Here is a 16018-nt window from a genome sequence, read left to right on the forward strand (position 1 = left end):
TAAACATGTCTAAAGTCGCTCTCATCACCGGCGTTACCGGGCAGGATGGTTCTTACCTGGCAGAACTGCTGCTGGAGAAAGGGTATGAAGTACACGGTATTAAGCGTCGTGCGTCTTCATTTAACACCGAACGTGTCGATCATATTTATCAGGATCCTCACGCGGCGAACCCGAAATTCCACCTGCACTACGGCGACCTGACCGATACCTCCAACCTGACCCGTATCCTGCAGGAAGTGCAGCCGGATGAAGTGTACAACCTGGGCGCGATGAGCCACGTTGCGGTCTCCTTCGAGTCTCCGGAATACACCGCTGACGTGGACGCCATGGGTACCCTGCGACTGCTGGAAGCGATCCGCTTCCTGGGTCTTGAGAAGAAAACCCGTTTCTACCAGGCATCCACCTCTGAGCTGTACGGCCTGGTGCAGGAAATCCCACAGAAAGAGACCACGCCGTTCTACCCACGTTCTCCGTATGCGGTAGCGAAACTGTACGCCTACTGGATCACCGTGAACTACCGTGAATCCTACGGCATGTACGCCTGTAATGGCATTCTGTTCAACCACGAATCTCCACGTCGCGGCGAAACCTTCGTGACCCGTAAAATCACCCGCGCGATCGCCAACATTGCGCAGGGTCTGGAATCGTGCCTGCACCTCGGCAACATGGACTCCCTGCGTGACTGGGGCCATGCCAAAGACTACGTGAAAATGCAGTGGATGATGCTGCAGCAGGAACAGCCAGAAGACTTCGTGATCGCCACCGGCGTGCAGTACTCCGTTCGTCAGTTCGTTGAAATGGCTGCCGCTCAATTGGGCATCAAGCTGCGCTTCGAAGGCACCGGCGTGGAAGAGAAGGGCATCGTGGTTTCCGTGACCGGCCATGACGCACCGGGCGTGAAGCCAGGCGACGTGATTGTGCAGGTTGACCCACGCTACTTCCGTCCTGCTGAAGTGGAAACTCTGCTGGGTGACCCAACCAAAGCGCACGAGAAGCTGGGCTGGAAACCAGAAACCACTCTGCAGGAGATGGTTTCCGAGATGGTAGCCAAAGATCTTGAAGCAGCGAAAAAACACTCCCTGCTCAAGTCTCATGGCTACGAGGTTGCCATCGCGCTGGAGTCCTGAGAATGACAAAACAACGTATTTTTGTCGCCGGTCATCGCGGAATGGTGGGTTCCGCGATTGTTCGCCAGCTCGAACAGCGCGGTGACGTCGAAGTGGTTGTCCGCACGCGCGACGAGCTGAACCTGCTCGACAGCCGTGCGGTACAGGACTTCTTTGCAAACGAACGTATTGACCAGGTGTATCTGGCGGCGGCGAAGGTGGGCGGCATTGTTGCCAACAACACCTACCCGGCGGATTTCATCTACGAAAACATGATGATTGAGAGCAACATCATTCACGCGGCGCATCTGCACAACGTGAACAAGCTGCTGTTCCTCGGCTCATCCTGTATTTACCCGAAAATGGCAAAACAGCCGATCGCCGAAAGCGAGCTGCTGCAGGGCACGCTTGAAGCCACCAACGAGCCGTACGCGATTGCCAAAATTGCCGGGATCAAGCTGTGCGAGTCCTACAACCGTCAGTACAACCGCGACTATCGCTCGGTAATGCCGACCAACCTGTACGGACCGCACGACAACTTCCACCCGAGCAACTCGCACGTGATCCCGGCGCTGCTGCGCCGCTTCCACGAGGCGACCGCGGAGAACGCGCCGGATGTGGTGGTGTGGGGCAGCGGTACGCCGATGCGCGAATTCCTGCACGTGGACGACATGGCTGCGGCCAGCATTCACGTGATGGAGCTGGATCGCGAGGTGTGGCAGGAGAACACCGAGCCGATGCTGTCGCACATCAACGTGGGCACCGGCGTGGACTGCACCATTCGCGAGCTGGCGCAGACCATCGCGCAGGTGGTGGGCTACAAAGGCCGCGTGGTGTTTGACGCCACGAAACCGGACGGCACGCCGCGCAAACTGCTGGACGTGACCCGTCTGCATCAGCTGGGCTGGTATCACGAGGTGTCACTGGAGCAGGGGCTGGCCAGCACCTATCAGTGGTTCCTGGAAAACCAGCACCGCTTCCGGGGGTAACGATGTTTTTAAGTCAGGAAGATTTTGCCACGGTAGTGCGTTCCACTCCGCTCATCTCAATTGATTTGATCGTGGAGAACGAACGCGGCGAGTTCTTGCTGGGGAAACGAACCAACCGTCCTGCACAGGGCTTCTGGTTCGTGCCCGGCGGGCGCGTGCAAAAGGATGAGACGCTGACCGATGCGTTTGAGCGTCTCACTCTGGCGGAACTGGGCCTGCAGTTGCCGATGGCAGCGGGCCAGTTTTACGGGGTCTGGCAGCACTTCTATGACGATAACTTTTCGGGTACCGGGTTCTCCACGCACTACATCGTGCTGGGGTTCCGCCTGAAGGTGAGTGAGGCAGACCTGCGTCTGCCTGATTCTCAGCATGACGACTACCGCTGGCAGACGCCAGAGGCGCTGCTGGCGAGCGACAATGTGCATGACAACAGCCGTGCCTATTTCCTCGCTGAACGTCAGTCCGGGGTGCCGGGCTTATGAAGATCCTCGTATACGGAATCAACTACTCGCCGGAATTAACCGGCATCGGAAAATACACCGGCGAGATGGTCGAGTGGATGGCGAGCCAGGGACATGACGTGCGGGTCATTACCGCGCCGCCGTATTACCCGGAGTGGAAAGTGGGGGAGCGCTACTCAAGCTGGCGCTACCGTCGCGAAGAGGGTGCAGCGACCGTCTGGCGCTGCCCGCTGTATGTGCCTAAGCAGCCCTCGACGCTGAAGCGCTTGATTCATCTCGGCAGCTTTGCCCTGAGCAGCTTCTTCCCGCTGATGGCGCAGCGTCGCTGGAAGCCGGATCGCATTATCGGCGTGGTGCCGACGCTGTTTTGCACGCCGGGCATGCGCCTGCTGGGCAAACTCTCCGGCGCGCGCACCCTGCTGCACATTCAGGATTATGAAGTGGACGCCATGCTGGGCCTGGGGATGGCAGGCAAAAGCAAAGGCGGCAAGGTGGCGAAGCTCGCCAGCGCGTTTGAGCGCAGTGGCTTACACAACGTGGACTACGTCTCAACGATCTCGCGCTCCATGATGAACAAAGCGCAGGAGAAAGGCGTCCCGGCGGAGAAGGTGATCTTCTTCCCGAACTGGTCCGAAGTGGCGCGTTTTCGCGACGTGACTGAGCAAGACGCTCAGGCGCTGCGCGCGCAGCTCGGTTTGCCTGAAGATCAAAAAATCATTCTTTACTCAGGCAATATCGGCGAAAAGCAGGGGCTGGAGAGCGTGATCGAGGCGGCTCAACTGCTGAACGAACATCCATGGATGTTTGTGATTGTCGGGCAGGGCGGTGGAAAAGCGCGGCTGGAAAAAATGGTAAGCGTTCGCGGCCTGACCAACGTGAAATTCTTCCCGCTTCAGTCTTACGAGGCATTGCCTGCGCTGCTGAAGATGGGCGACTGCCATCTGGTGGTGCAAAAGCGCGGCGCGGCGGATGCGGTGCTGCCGTCCAAGCTGACCAACATTCTGGCCGTGGGCGGTAACGCGGTGATTACGGCCGAAGCCGAAACTGAATTAGGCCAGCTGTGTGACAGCTATCCGGGGATTGCGGTGTGCGTAGAGCCGGAATCGGTTCCGGCGCTGGTCACCGGCATTGAACAGGCACTTGCCATGCCAAAAGTGAACACGGTGGCACGTGAATATGCCGAACGCACGCTCGAGAAAGAGAACGTGCTGAGCCAATTTATTGCAGATATACGGGGATAAATCATGAGTCAAACCACTTTGTATCCGGTTGTGATGGCTGGTGGCTCTGGTAGCCGGTTGTGGCCGCTGTCCCGCGTGCTCTATCCAAAACAGTTCCTCTGCCTGAAAGGGGATCTCACCATGCTGCAGACGACGGTAAACCGTCTCCACGGCGTGGAGTGTGAAAGCCCGGTGGTGATCTGTAACGAACAGCACCGCTTTATTGTTGCCGAGCAGCTGCGCCAGCTGAACAAACTCACAGAAAATATCATCCTGGAGCCTGCCGGACGCAATACCGCACCGGCTATCGCCCTGGCGGCGCTGGCTGCAAAACGCAGCAGCCCGGACTGTGACCCGCTGATGCTGGTGCTGGCGGCGGACCACGTGATCCAGCAGGAAGAGGCCTTCCGCGACGCGGTGCGTGCGGCCATTCCTTACGCTGAGCGCGGCAAGCTGGTGACCTTCGGCATCGTGCCGGATCTGCCGGAAACCGGCTACGGCTACATTCGTCGCGGCAACGTGACGCCGGGTGAAGGCGACAGCGTGGCGTTTGACGTGGCGCAGTTCGTTGAAAAACCGAATCTGGAAACCGCGCAGGCGTATGTCGCCAGCGGGGAATATTACTGGAACAGCGGGATGTTCCTGTTCCGCGCCGGACGCTATCTGGAAGAGCTGCGCAAATATCGCCCTGATATTCTGAGCGCCTGCGAGAAAGCGATGGCGGTGGTGGACCCGGATCTCGACTTCATCCGCGTGGATGAAGAGGCCTTCCTCGCCTGTCCGGAAGAGTCCATTGACTATGCGGTAATGGAACGCACGGCTGACGCCGTCGTGGTACCGATGGATGCGGGCTGGAGCGATGTTGGATCCTGGTCCTCCCTGTGGGAGATCAGCGCCCATACCCCGGAGGGTAACGTCCATCACGGCGATGTCATTAGCCACAAAACGGAAAACAGCTACGTCTACGCCGAGTCCGGCCTGGTCACCACGGTTGGGGTAAAAGATCTTGTTGTGGTCCAGACCAAAGATGCCGTGCTGATTGCCGACCGTAACGCCGTGCAGGACGTTAAAAAAGTGGTGGAGAAGATCAAGGCGGATGGCCGTCACGAGCACCACATTCATCGCGAAGTCTACCGTCCGTGGGGCAAATATGACTCCATTGACGCCGGTGACCGCTATCAGGTGAAACGCATCACCGTGAAGCCGGGCGAGGGGCTGTCGGTGCAGATGCACCATCACCGCGCCGAGCACTGGGTGGTGGTCGCGGGAACCGCCAAAGTCACCATTGACGGTGAAGTGAAACTGCTGGGCGAAAACGAGTCCATCTATATTCCGCTGGGGGCGACGCACTGTCTGGAGAACCCGGGGAAAATTCCTCTCGACTTAATTGAGGTGCGCTCCGGCTCGTATCTGGAAGAGGACGATATCGTGCGCTTCCAGGACCGCTACGGGCGAGTGTAGCTCTCTGCATCATGCCCGGTGGCGCTGCGCTTACCGGGCCTACGAATGACAAAAAAATTAATTTGGCCATTTAGTGGTCAGGACCGACTGTTGCCTGAAAAAGGGGTCATCATGGATAAATTAACCTGTTTTAAAGCCTACGATATTCGCGGCAAGCTGGGCGAAGAGCTGAATGAAGACATTGCGTGGCGCATTGGCCGCGCGTACGGCGAATACTTAAAACCGCAGACCATCGTGCTGGGCGGTGACGTGCGTCTGACCAGTGAATCCCTCAAGCTGGCGCTGGCGAAAGGGCTGCAGGACGCGGGCGTGGACGTGCTGGACATCGGTCTTTCCGGAACCGAAGGGATTTACTTTGCCACCTTCCACCTGGGCGTGGACGGCGGTATTGAAGTGACGGCCAGCCACAATCCGATGGATTACAACGGCATGAAGCTGGTGCGCAAGGGCGCCCGTCCTATCAGCGGCGACACCGGCCTGCGTGATGTGCAGCGTCTGGCGGAAGCCAACGATTTCCCGCCGGTGAACGAGGCGAAGCGCGGTAGCTACAAAAAAATCAACCTGCAGAAAGAGTACATCGACCACCTGCTGGGCTACATCAACGTGGCAAACCTGAAGCCGTTGAAGCTGGTGATTAACTCCGGCAACGGCGCGGCTGGCCCGGTTGTCGATGCCCTTGAAGCGCGCTTTAAAGCACTGAACGTGCCGGTGACCTTCGTCAAAGTGCACAACACCCCGGACGGCAGCTTCCCGAACGGCATTCCTAACCCGCTGCTGCCGGAGTGCCGTGACGACACCCGCAACGCGGTGATTGAACACGGCGCGGACATGGGTATCGCCTTTGACGGCGATTTTGACCGCTGCTTCCTGTTCGACGAGAAAGGGCAGTTCATCGAGGGCTACTACATTGTCGGCCTGCTGGCGGAAGCGTTCCTCGAGAAAAACCCTGGCGCGAAGATCATTCATGACCCGCGCCTCTCCTGGAACACCGTCGACGTGGTTTCTGCCGCAGGCGGCACGCCGGTGATGTCCAAAACCGGTCACGCCTTCATCAAAGAGCGCATGCGCGAAGAAGACGCCATCTACGGCGGCGAGATGAGCGCCCATCACTACTTCCGTGACTTTGCCTACTGCGACAGCGGGATGATCCCGTGGCTGCTGGTGACTGAACTGCTGTGCCTGAAGGGGAAAACCCTGGGCGAGCTGGTGCGTGACCGTATGGCGGCGTTCCCGGCGAGCGGAGAGATCAACAGCAAGCTGGCACAGCCTGCCGAGGCGATTGCCCGCGTGGAGCAGCACTTTGCCATCCACGCGCTGGAAATTGACCGTACCGACGGCATCAGCATGGCGTTCCCGCAGTGGCGCTTTAACCTGCGCTCGTCCAATACCGAGCCGGTGGTGCGCCTGAACGTGGAGTCCCGCGCTGACACCGCGCTAATGGAAGCCCGAACGAAGGACATTCTGGCGCTGTTGAATCAGTAATAACTGCCCCTCCCGGTGGGAGGTGGAACCGAATACAGGAACAACGATGACGAATCTAAAAAAACGCGAACGAGCGAGAACGAATGCATCGTTAATCTCTATGGTGCAGCGTTTTTCTGATATCACCATCATGGTCGGTGGATTGTGGGCGGTGTGTCGGATCAGCGGGCTGCCGTTCTTATATATGCATCTGCTGATGGCCCTGATTGCGCTGGTCGTGTTTCAAATGATCGGCGGTATGACCGATTTCTACCGCTCGTGGCGCGGCGTCAAAATGACCACTGAACTGATGCTGCTGCTGCAGAACTGGACCCTGAGCCTGATCTTCAGCGCAGGCCTGGTGGCATTTAGCCATGATTTTGATAATCGCCTCGTGACCTATCTGAGCTGGTATCTGTTGACCAGCGTCGGCATGGTGGTGTGCCGTTCCCTGATCCGCTTTGGCGCGGGTTGGCTGCGCAACCGGGGCTATAACCGTCGCTTCGTGGCGGTGGCAGGCGATCTGCCGGTTGGGAAAGTGCTGCTCGACAGCTTCCGCAAAGAGCCGTGGTTAGGCTTTGAAGTGGTCGGGATTTATCACGACGCAAAGCCTGGCGGCGTGCCTGCCGACTGGGCGGGCAACTACGATCAGCTGATTGACGATGCTAAAGCCGGCAAAATTCACAACGTCTACATCGCCATGCAGATGAAAGACGAATCCCGCATTAAGCAGCTGATGCGCGAGCTGGCGGATACCACCTGTTCAGTGATCCTGATCCCGGACGTGTTTACCTTCAACATTCTTCATTCCCGTATTGAAGAGGTGAACGGGGTGCCGGTCGTACCGTTGTACGACACGCCGCTGTCCGGTATTAACCGCGTGCTGAAGCGTCTGGAAGATATCGTGCTCTCTTCGCTGATTTTGCTGCTCATCTCCCCGGTGCTGTGCTGCATTGCCCTCGCGGTGAAGCTGAACTCGCCAGGACCGGTTATCTTCCGTCAGACCCGCTACGGCATGGACGGTAAGCCGATTATGGTGTGGAAATTCCGCTCCATGAAGGTGATGGAGAACGACAAGGTCGTGACCCAGGCCACGCAGAACGATCCGCGCGTCACCCGCGTGGGGAACTTCTTGCGCCGCACCTCGCTGGACGAGCTGCCGCAGTTTATCAACGTCTTTACCGGCGGGATGTCGATTGTTGGCCCGCGTCCGCACGCGGTGGCGCACAACGAGCAGTACCGCTCGCTGATTGAAGGCTACATGCTGCGCCATAAGGTGAAGCCGGGCATCACCGGCTGGGCGCAAATCAACGGCTGGCGCGGCGAAACCGACACGCTGGAAAAAATGGAAAAACGCATCGAGTTCGATCTGGAGTACATCCGCGAGTGGAGCCTCTGGTTCGATATCAAGATTGTTTTTCTGACCATCTTCAAAGGTTTCGTGAACAAAGCGGCGTACTAAGATGAGCTTACGTGAAAAAACCATCAGCGGCGCCAAGTGGTCAGCGATGGCGACCATCGTCATCATTGGCCTCGGCCTGGTGCAGATGACGGTGCTGGCGCGCATTATCGATAATCACCAGTTCGGCCTGCTGACCGTCTCGCTGGTGATCATTGCGCTGGCCGATACGCTGTCTGACTTTGGTATCGCCAACTCGATTATCCAGCGCAAAGAGATCAGCCATCTTGAGCTGACCACGCTCTACTGGCTGAACGTGGGGCTGGGGATTTTCGTGTTTGTGCTGGTGTTCCTGCTGAGCGATACCATCGCCAGCGTGCTGCACAACCCGGATCTCGCCCCGCTGATGCGTACGCTGTCGTTTGCGTTCGTAGTGATCCCCCACGGGCAGCAGTTCCGCGCGCTGATGCAGAAAGAGCTGGAGTTCAATAAGATCGGCATGATCGAGACCAGCGCCGTGCTGGCGGGCTTTACCTTTACCGTCGTGAGCGCCCATTTCTGGCCGCTGGCGATGACCGCCATCCTCGGTTACCTGGTGAACTCTGCCGTGCGTACGCTGCTGTTCGGCTACTTTGGGCGTAAAATTTACCGCCCGGGACTGCATTTCTCTCTTGCGTCCGTCTCGTCCAACCTGCGCTTTGGCGCGTGGCTGACGGCGGACAGCATTATCAACTACGTGAACACCAACCTTTCGACGCTGGTGCTGGCACGTATTCTCGGCGCGAGCGTGGCGGGGGGCTACAACCTGGCCTACAACGTCGCGGTGGTGCCGCCGATGAAGCTGAACCCGATTATCACCCGCGTCCTGTTCCCGGCGTTTGCCAAGATTCAGGACGACACCGAGAAGCTGCGCATTAACTTCTACAAGCTGCTTTCCGTGGTGGGGATTATTAACTTCCCGGTGCTGCTGGGGCTGATGGTGGTGTCCAGCAACTTCGTGCCGCTGGTGTTTGGTGAGAAATGGAACGGCATTATCCCGATCCTGCAGCTGCTGTGCGTGGTAGGGCTGCTGCGCTCCGTGGGGAACCCGATTGGGTCCCTGCTGATGGCAAAAGCGCGCGTGGACATCAGCTTTAAATTCAACGTATTCAAAACCTTCCTGTTTATTCCGGCAATTATCGTCGGCGGGCACATGGCGGGCGCTATTGGCGTGACGCTGGGCTTCCTGCTGGTGCAGATCGTCAATACCGTCCTGAGCTACTTCATCATGATTAAACCGGTGCTGGGCTCCAGCTACCGTCAGTACATCCTGAGCCTGTGGCTGCCGTTCTATCTCTCATTGCCGACCCTGGCGGTGAGCTACGGCCTGGGCATTATCCTCAGCGGGCATCTGCCGCTGGCCGCGCTGCTGGCGGTGCAGGTTGCCGCGGGGGCGCTGGCCTTCGTCGTGATGATCGTACTTTCGCGCAATGCGCTGGTCGTTGAGATGAAGCGCCAGTTTTGCCGTAACGAAAAAATGAAAACGCTGCTTCGCGCAGGCTAGTTCTTTAAGAGGCCATTATGAAATTATTAATTCTTGGCAACCATACCTGCGGCAACCGTGGCGACAGCGCCATCCTGCGCGGTTTACTGGATGCGATTAACACCCTTAAGCCTGAGACCGAAGTGGACGTGATGAGCCGTTATCCTGTCAGCTCATCCTGGTTACTAAACCGCCCGGTAATGGGCGATCCGCTCTACAGCCAGATGAAACAGCATAACAACGCCGCGGGCGTGATGGGCCGCGTGAAGAAAGTACTGCGTCGTCGCTACCAGCATCAGGTGCTGCTTTCCCGCGTGACCGATACCGGCAAGCTGCGCAACATCGCCATCGCGCAGGGCTTTACCGACTTTGTTCGTCTGCTGTCCGGCTATGACGCCATTATTCAGGTCGGCGGTTCGTTCTTCGTCGATCTCTACGGCGTGCCGCAGTTTGAGCATGCGCTTTGTACGTTCATGGCGAAAAAGCCGCTGTTTATGATTGGCCACAGCGTGGGGCCTTTCCAGGATCCGCAGTTTAACCAGCTGGCGAACTATGTGTTTGGCCACTGCGATGCCTTGATCCTGCGCGAGTCGGTCAGCCTTGACATGATGAAGCGCAGCGAGATTGATACGTCAAAAGTTGAGCACGGCGTGGACACCGCCTGGCTGGTGGATCACCAGGACGACAGCTTCCAGCCGAGCTACGCGGTGCAGCACTGGCTCGACGTTACGGCGAAACAGAAAACCGTCGCGATCACCCTGCGCGAGCTGGCGCCATTTGATAAACGTTTAGGCACGACGCAGGCGGCGTATGAGCAAGCGTTCGCCGACGTGGTGAACCGCGTGCTGGACAGCGGGTACCAGGTGCTGGCGCTGTCCACCTGTACCGGTATCGACAGCTACAACAAAGATGACCGCATGGTGGCGCTCAACCTGCGCAACCTGGTGAACGATCCGTCCCGCTATCACGTGGTGATGGACGAGCTGAACGACCTGGAGATGGGCAAGTTGCTCTCCGCCTGCGACCTGACGGTGGGCACGCGCCTGCACTCGGCCATTATCTCCATGAACTTTGGCACGCCGGCCATTGCCATTAACTATGAGCACAAGTCCGCGGGCATTATGCAGCAGCTCGGTATGCCGGAAATGGCGGTGGATATCCGTCATCTGCTGGACGGATCGCTCTGTGCGATGGTGGGCGACACGCTTGGCCAGCTGCCTGCGATCAATGAACGTCTGGCGGTGGCGGTGAAAGCCGAGCGCGAGAAGGGCATTGGGATGGTGAAATCGGTACTCGATCGCGTACGGGAGGGGAAATGAAGGTTGGTTTCTTCTTACTGAAATTTCCGCTGTCGTCTGAGACCTTTGTTCTGAACCAAATCACCGCGTTTATCGATATGGGATATGACGTGGAGATTATCGCCCTGCAAAAGGGCGATACCCAAAACACCCACGCGGCGTATACCCAGTATGGGCTGGAGGAAAAAACACGCTGGCTGCAAGACGAGCCGTCCGGGAAGCTGAGCAAGCTGCGCCACCGCGCCAGCCAGACCTTACGTGGGATCCATCGCGCGTCGACGTGGCGGGCGTTGAATGTTTCCCGCTATGGGTCGGAATCACGCAATTTAATTCTCTCGGCCATCTGCGGGCAAACGGCGCAGCCGTATCGTGCCGATGTGTTTATCGCCCACTTTGGCCCGGCAGGCGTGACCGCCGCGAAGCTACGCGAACTGGGCGTGATTGACGGTAAAATTGCGACCATTTTCCACGGTATCGACATCTCCAGTCGTGAAGTGCTGAACCATTATACGCCGGAGTACCAGCAGCTTTTCCGCCGCGGCGACATGATGCTGCCCATCAGCGAACTGTGGGCCGGACGCCTGAAAAGCATGGGCTGCCCGGGAGAGAAAATTGCCGTGTCGCGCATGGGCGTGGATTTAACGCGCTTTACCCGCCGTCCGGTGAAGGTGCCGGGCAAGCCGCTGCAGATCATCTCCGTCGCGCGTCTGACCGAGAAGAAAGGCCTGCATGTGGCGATTGAAGCCTGCCGCCAGCTGAAAGCGCGCGGGGTGGATTTCCACTACCGCATTCTCGGGATTGGGCCGTGGGAGCGTCGTCTGCGCACGCTGATCGAACAGTATCAGCTGGAAGATGTCGTAGAGATGCCGGGCTTCAAGCCGAGCCACGAGGTCAAGGCGATGCTCGATGAGGCAGATGTGTTCCTGCTGCCTTCCGTAACGGGAGCCGATGGCGATATGGAGGGCATTCCGGTGGCGCTGATGGAGGCGATGGCCGTCGGGATACCGGTGGTCTCGACCATTCACAGCGGGATCCCGGAGCTGATTAAGTCTGACCATTCCGGCTGGCTGGTGCCGGAGAATAACGCCATGGCGCTCGCCGATCGCTTAGCTGCCTTCAGCGATATCGACCAGCAGGCGCTGGAGCCCGTACTCCACAATGCCCGACAAAAAGTTGAAGCCGATTTTAACCAGCAGGTGATTAACCGTCAGTTAGCCAGCCTGCTGCAAACGTTGTAACGCCGAGGATGTATGCTGAAAAAGATTACCCGACGCACCTTTGTTTCGTCTCTGTCCGTTCTGGCGGCTACGCCGCTGCTGTCGTCCCGCATTGCGCGGGCGGCGAGCGGAAGAACGGTCTCTGTTAAACAGTACAATAACAACGACTGGATCGCGGCCTTTAAGCAGGCGTTTAATGACGGGGACACAGTCGTTGTCCCTGCCGGGCTGACCTGTGAAAACATCAACACGGGTATTTTCATTCCCGACGGTAAAACGCTGCTGATCCGCGGGGCGTTAACCGGCAATGGCCGCGGCCGCTTTGTTCTGCAGGAAGGCAGCAAAGTGGTAGGCGAAGGCGCTGGCCGCACGGAGAACATTACGCTCGACGTTCGCGGCTCTAACTGCGTCATCAAAGGGCTGGCCATGAGCGGTTTTGGCCCTGTGACGCAAATCTACATCGGCGGTAAGAAACCGAGCGTGATGCGCAATCTGGTGATTGATAACATCAGCGTGAGTCAGGCCAACTACGCCATCCTGCGCCAGGGTTTCCACAACCAGGTGGACGGCGCCCGCATCACCAACAGCAAATTTAGCCATCTGCAGGGCGATGCGATCGAATGGAACGTCGCCATCAACGATCGCAATATCCTGATCTCCGATCATGTCATCGACAACATCAACTGCACCAACGGCAAGATCAACTGGGGCATCGGCATTGGCCTTGCCGGGAGCACCTACGACAACGACTACCCGGAAAAGCAAACCGTTAAGAACTTCGTGGTGGCCAACATCACCGGCAGCAACTGTCGTCAGCTGGTGCATGTGGAAAACGGGAAGCACTTTGTTATCCGCAATATTAAGGCCAAAAATATCACCCCAGACTTCAGTAAAAAGGCGGGAATAGACAACGCCACGGTGGCGATTTATGGCTGTGATAATTTCATTATTGATAATGTCGACATGGTCAACAGCGCGGGAATGTTAATCGGCTATGGGGTCATAAAAGGCGATTATTTGTCCATCCCGCAGAACTTCAAGCTCAATAATATTCATCTCGATAACCGCCAGCTCGCCTATAAATTGCGCGGAATACAGATTTCATCCGGTAATGCGACGTCGTTTGTGGCGATTACCAATGTGGAAATGCAGCGTGCAACGCTGGAACTGCACAACAAGCCTCAGCATCTTTTCTTACGTAATATCAATGTGATGCAGGAAGCCGCCGTGGGTCCTGCCCTGAAGATCAACTTCGATCTGCGCAAAGATGTACGAGGTAAATTTATGGCGAAAGACGAGACGCTGCTTTCGCTGGCGAACATCAAAGCTGTGAACGAGAAGGGGCAAAGCTCGGTGGATATTGACCGGGTTGACCAGCAGGTGGTGAATGTGGAAAGACTGAACTTTGCGCTTCCTTCCTTCAGGAAGTAAGTCTTGACATCATATCTCATTGAGTGCGCGGTAACCCCTAAAATTTGTTACTGAACTCAGCGATTTTAGGGTTTATAATCCCTGCCACATTTTCATCAGTTCTGTCTTATCATTAGCGATACCTCAGGGAATGCAGAGATTACCGGAGGTTTGCCAAACACAAATGCACTGAGTGGTTTATGAACGATAAAGTTTTGTTTATTGGCGCGTCCGGCTTCGTTGGGACTCGTTTGATCGAGATTTCTAAGGCTGAGTTTGATGTCACCAACTTCGACAAACAGCAAAGCCATTTCTACCCTGAGATTACTGTTTCCGGAGATGTACGCAATCAGGAGCAACTCGATCAGGTTCTTGCCGGTTTCGACACGGTGGTATTGCTCGCCGCCGAGCATCGTGATGATGTCAGCCCAACGTCGCTCTACTATGATGTAAACGTTCAGGGCACACGTAATGTACTGGCAGCGATGGAAAAAAATAATGTTAAGAACATTATTTTTACCAGCTCAGTTGCTGTTTATGGTCTCAATAAAGTCAATCCTGACGAATCTCACCCGCACGATCCTTTTAACCACTATGGTAAAAGTAAGTGGCAGGCGGAAGAGGTACTGCGTGAATGGTTCAACAAAGCTCCAGAAGAGCGATCTCTGACAATTGTTCGTCCAACGGTCATTTTTGGTGAGCGCAATCGTGGCAATGTCTTCAATCTTCTTAAGCAAATTGCGGGTGGCAAATTCGCAATGGTGGGGGCCGGAACTAACTACAAGTCTATGGCTTATGTCGGCAACATTGTGGAGTTTATCAAATTCCGATTGAGCAACGTCAAACCTGGCTACGACGTATACAACTATGTCGATAAGCCCGATCTGAATATGAATCAGCTGGTTGCTGAGGTGGAAAAGAGCCTTAGCAAAAAAATCCCATCAGTTCATCTCCCTTATCCTTTAGGTATGCTTGGTGGCTTTTGCTTTGATATTCTCAGCAAAGTGACTGGTAAGAAGTATGCGATCAGTTCCGTTCGTGTCAAAAAATTCTGTGCCACCACTCAATTTGATGCCACGAAAGTACACACATCAGGTTTTAAAGCGCCTTATACCTTATCTCAAGGGCTGGACCGTACGTTGAAGTATGAGTTCGTTCATGAGAAGAAAGATGACATCACGTTCGTTTCTGAATAGCGGCTGCTGATCTGGGATTTGTCGGAAACAGACTCTACGGCTTCTTTATTAATAGGGTTTTTGACGATTCTGGGTCACACTTATAGCGTAATGAACTTAAGTAATCAGCGTTCTGAACTAAACGTGATTTGCATTCGACGCAGTAGACTTTCTTTATCAGGCATTTTTCCTGACACGGTTTATACTTCGTCAACCATTTTAAGGTGGAAGAGATAATGATCAATTTGAAAGCAGTCATTCCGGTAGCAGGTCTGGGCATGCATATGCTGCCAGCCACAAAAGCCATTCCAAAAGAGATGCTGCCAATCGTCGATAAGCCAATGATTCAGTACATTGTCGACGAGATTGTTGGTGCAGGGATCAAAGAAATCGTCCTGGTTACCCACTCGTCCAAGAACGCGGTTGAAAACCACTTCGACACCTCTTACGAACTCGAAGCGTTGCTGGAGCAGCGAGTCAAACGCCAGCTGCTGGCGGAAGTTCAGTCTATTTGTCCTCCAGGCGTGACCATTATGAACGTGCGCCAGGCGCAGCCGCTGGGTCTCGGCCACTCGATTTTGTGTGCCCGTCCAGTGGTGGGCGATAACCCGTTCATCGTTGTGCTGCCGGACATCATCATTGATAACGCTTCTGCCGATCCGCTACGTTACAACCTGGCGGCAATGGTGGCACGTTTCAATGAAACAGGGCGTAGCCAGGTCCTGGCTAAACGCATGAAAGGCGATCTCTCTGAGTACTCCGTAATTCAGACGAAAGAAGCGCTTGAGACGGAAGGGCAGGTGAGCCGCATCGTCGAGTTCATTGAAAAACCGGATCAGCCACAGACGCTTGATTCGGACCTGATGGCGGTTGGCCGTTATGTTCTGAACGCAGATATATGGGCGGAACTTGAAAAAACCGAGCCTGGCGCCTGGGACCGCATCCAACTGACCGACGCGATTGCTGAGTTAGCGAAGAAGCAGTCCGTGGACGCCATGCTGATGACCGGCGATAGCTATGACTGCGGTAAGAAAATGGGGTATATGCAGGCGTTTGTGAATTATGGGCTGCGTAACCTGAAAGAAGGGGCGAAGTTCAGAAGCCGTATTGAAAAGTTGCTGGCTAATAACGACTGATATTCCTGCCACGGCTTGAACCAGCGGCAGTCATCATTAAGGTGTGTTGAAGCATATCCATAATGATGACTGCCGTTTTTCGTTATTAATACTAATGATAACATTGAGTTATCTGATTCAAGCCTGAGCAGGTTTGTAGCGATTTGTGCTTGTTTCTAAGGTC

The 16018-nt window shown here is 55.9% G+C and carries 13 protein-coding genes; all 13 read left to right on the top strand.

What is annotated here, in order from left to right:
- The first annotated feature begins 5 nt into the window (after positions 1-5).
- Entirely contained in the window at positions 6-1127 is a 1122-nt protein-coding gene (gene gmd / locus LLF79_RS02345; protein WP_003863514.1) for a GDP-mannose 4,6-dehydratase, read from the top strand.
- A 2-nt stretch (positions 1128-1129) separates the two neighbouring features.
- Positions 1130-2095 (top strand): GDP-L-fucose synthase, encoded by a 966-nt coding sequence (locus LLF79_RS02350; RefSeq protein ID WP_013097874.1) that lies wholly within the window; start codon positions 1130-1132, stop codon positions 2093-2095.
- 2 nt (positions 2096-2097) lie between these two features.
- Positions 2098-2577, top strand: a complete 480-nt coding sequence (locus tag LLF79_RS02355) for a GDP-mannose mannosyl hydrolase (RefSeq protein WP_008499425.1) — start codon at positions 2098-2100, stop codon at positions 2575-2577.
- Positions 2574-3797: a colanic acid biosynthesis fucosyltransferase WcaI gene (gene wcaI / locus LLF79_RS02360; RefSeq protein ID WP_032652672.1), complete on the top strand. Its 1224-nt coding sequence runs from the start codon at positions 2574-2576 to the stop codon at positions 3795-3797. The genes LLF79_RS02355 and wcaI overlap by 4 nt, the downstream gene beginning before the upstream one ends.
- A 3-nt stretch (positions 3798-3800) precedes the next feature.
- Positions 3801-5237: a mannose-1-phosphate guanyltransferase gene (cpsB, locus tag LLF79_RS02365; protein ID WP_008499427.1), complete on the top strand. Its 1437-nt coding sequence runs from the start codon at positions 3801-3803 to the stop codon at positions 5235-5237.
- A gap of 111 nt (positions 5238-5348) precedes the next feature.
- Positions 5349-6719, top strand: a complete 1371-nt coding sequence (cpsG, locus tag LLF79_RS02370; RefSeq protein WP_227879059.1) for a colanic acid biosynthesis phosphomannomutase CpsG — start codon at positions 5349-5351, stop codon at positions 6717-6719.
- 46 nt (positions 6720-6765) lie between these two features.
- Complete coding sequence (gene wcaJ, locus LLF79_RS02375) at positions 6766-8160, top strand: undecaprenyl-phosphate glucose phosphotransferase (protein ID WP_227879060.1); 1395 nt, start codon at positions 6766-6768, stop codon at positions 8158-8160.
- Between the two features lies 1 nt (position 8161).
- Positions 8162-9640, top strand: coding sequence for a colanic acid undecaprenyl disphosphate flippase WzxC (wzxC, locus tag LLF79_RS02380; RefSeq protein WP_032652667.1), 1479 nt, complete (start codon positions 8162-8164; stop codon positions 9638-9640).
- A gap of 17 nt (positions 9641-9657) precedes the next feature.
- Complete coding sequence (gene wcaK / locus LLF79_RS02385; RefSeq protein WP_046092895.1) at positions 9658-10938, top strand: colanic acid biosynthesis pyruvyl transferase WcaK; 1281 nt, start codon at positions 9658-9660, stop codon at positions 10936-10938.
- Complete coding sequence (wcaL, locus tag LLF79_RS02390; protein WP_046092894.1) at positions 10935-12155, top strand: colanic acid biosynthesis glycosyltransferase WcaL; 1221 nt, start codon at positions 10935-10937, stop codon at positions 12153-12155. The genes wcaK and wcaL overlap by 4 nt, the downstream gene beginning before the upstream one ends.
- 12 nt (positions 12156-12167) lie before the next feature.
- Positions 12168-13565 (top strand): colanic acid biosynthesis protein WcaM, encoded by a 1398-nt coding sequence (gene wcaM / locus LLF79_RS02395; protein ID WP_046092893.1) that lies wholly within the window; start codon positions 12168-12170, stop codon positions 13563-13565.
- Positions 13566-13744: 179 nt separating this feature from the next.
- Positions 13745-14740: an NAD-dependent epimerase/dehydratase family protein gene (locus LLF79_RS02400; RefSeq protein ID WP_046092892.1), complete on the top strand. Its 996-nt coding sequence runs from the start codon at positions 13745-13747 to the stop codon at positions 14738-14740.
- A 215-nt stretch (positions 14741-14955) separates the two neighbouring features.
- Positions 14956-15855, top strand: a complete 900-nt coding sequence (gene galF / locus LLF79_RS02405; RefSeq protein WP_227879061.1) for a GalU regulator GalF — start codon at positions 14956-14958, stop codon at positions 15853-15855.
- Positions 15856-16018: the final 163 nt, after the last annotated feature.

This window comes from Enterobacter cloacae complex sp. 2021EL-01169 (assembly GCF_020733125.1).
GTDB classification, from domain to species: domain Bacteria; phylum Pseudomonadota; class Gammaproteobacteria; order Enterobacterales; family Enterobacteriaceae; genus Enterobacter; species Enterobacter roggenkampii.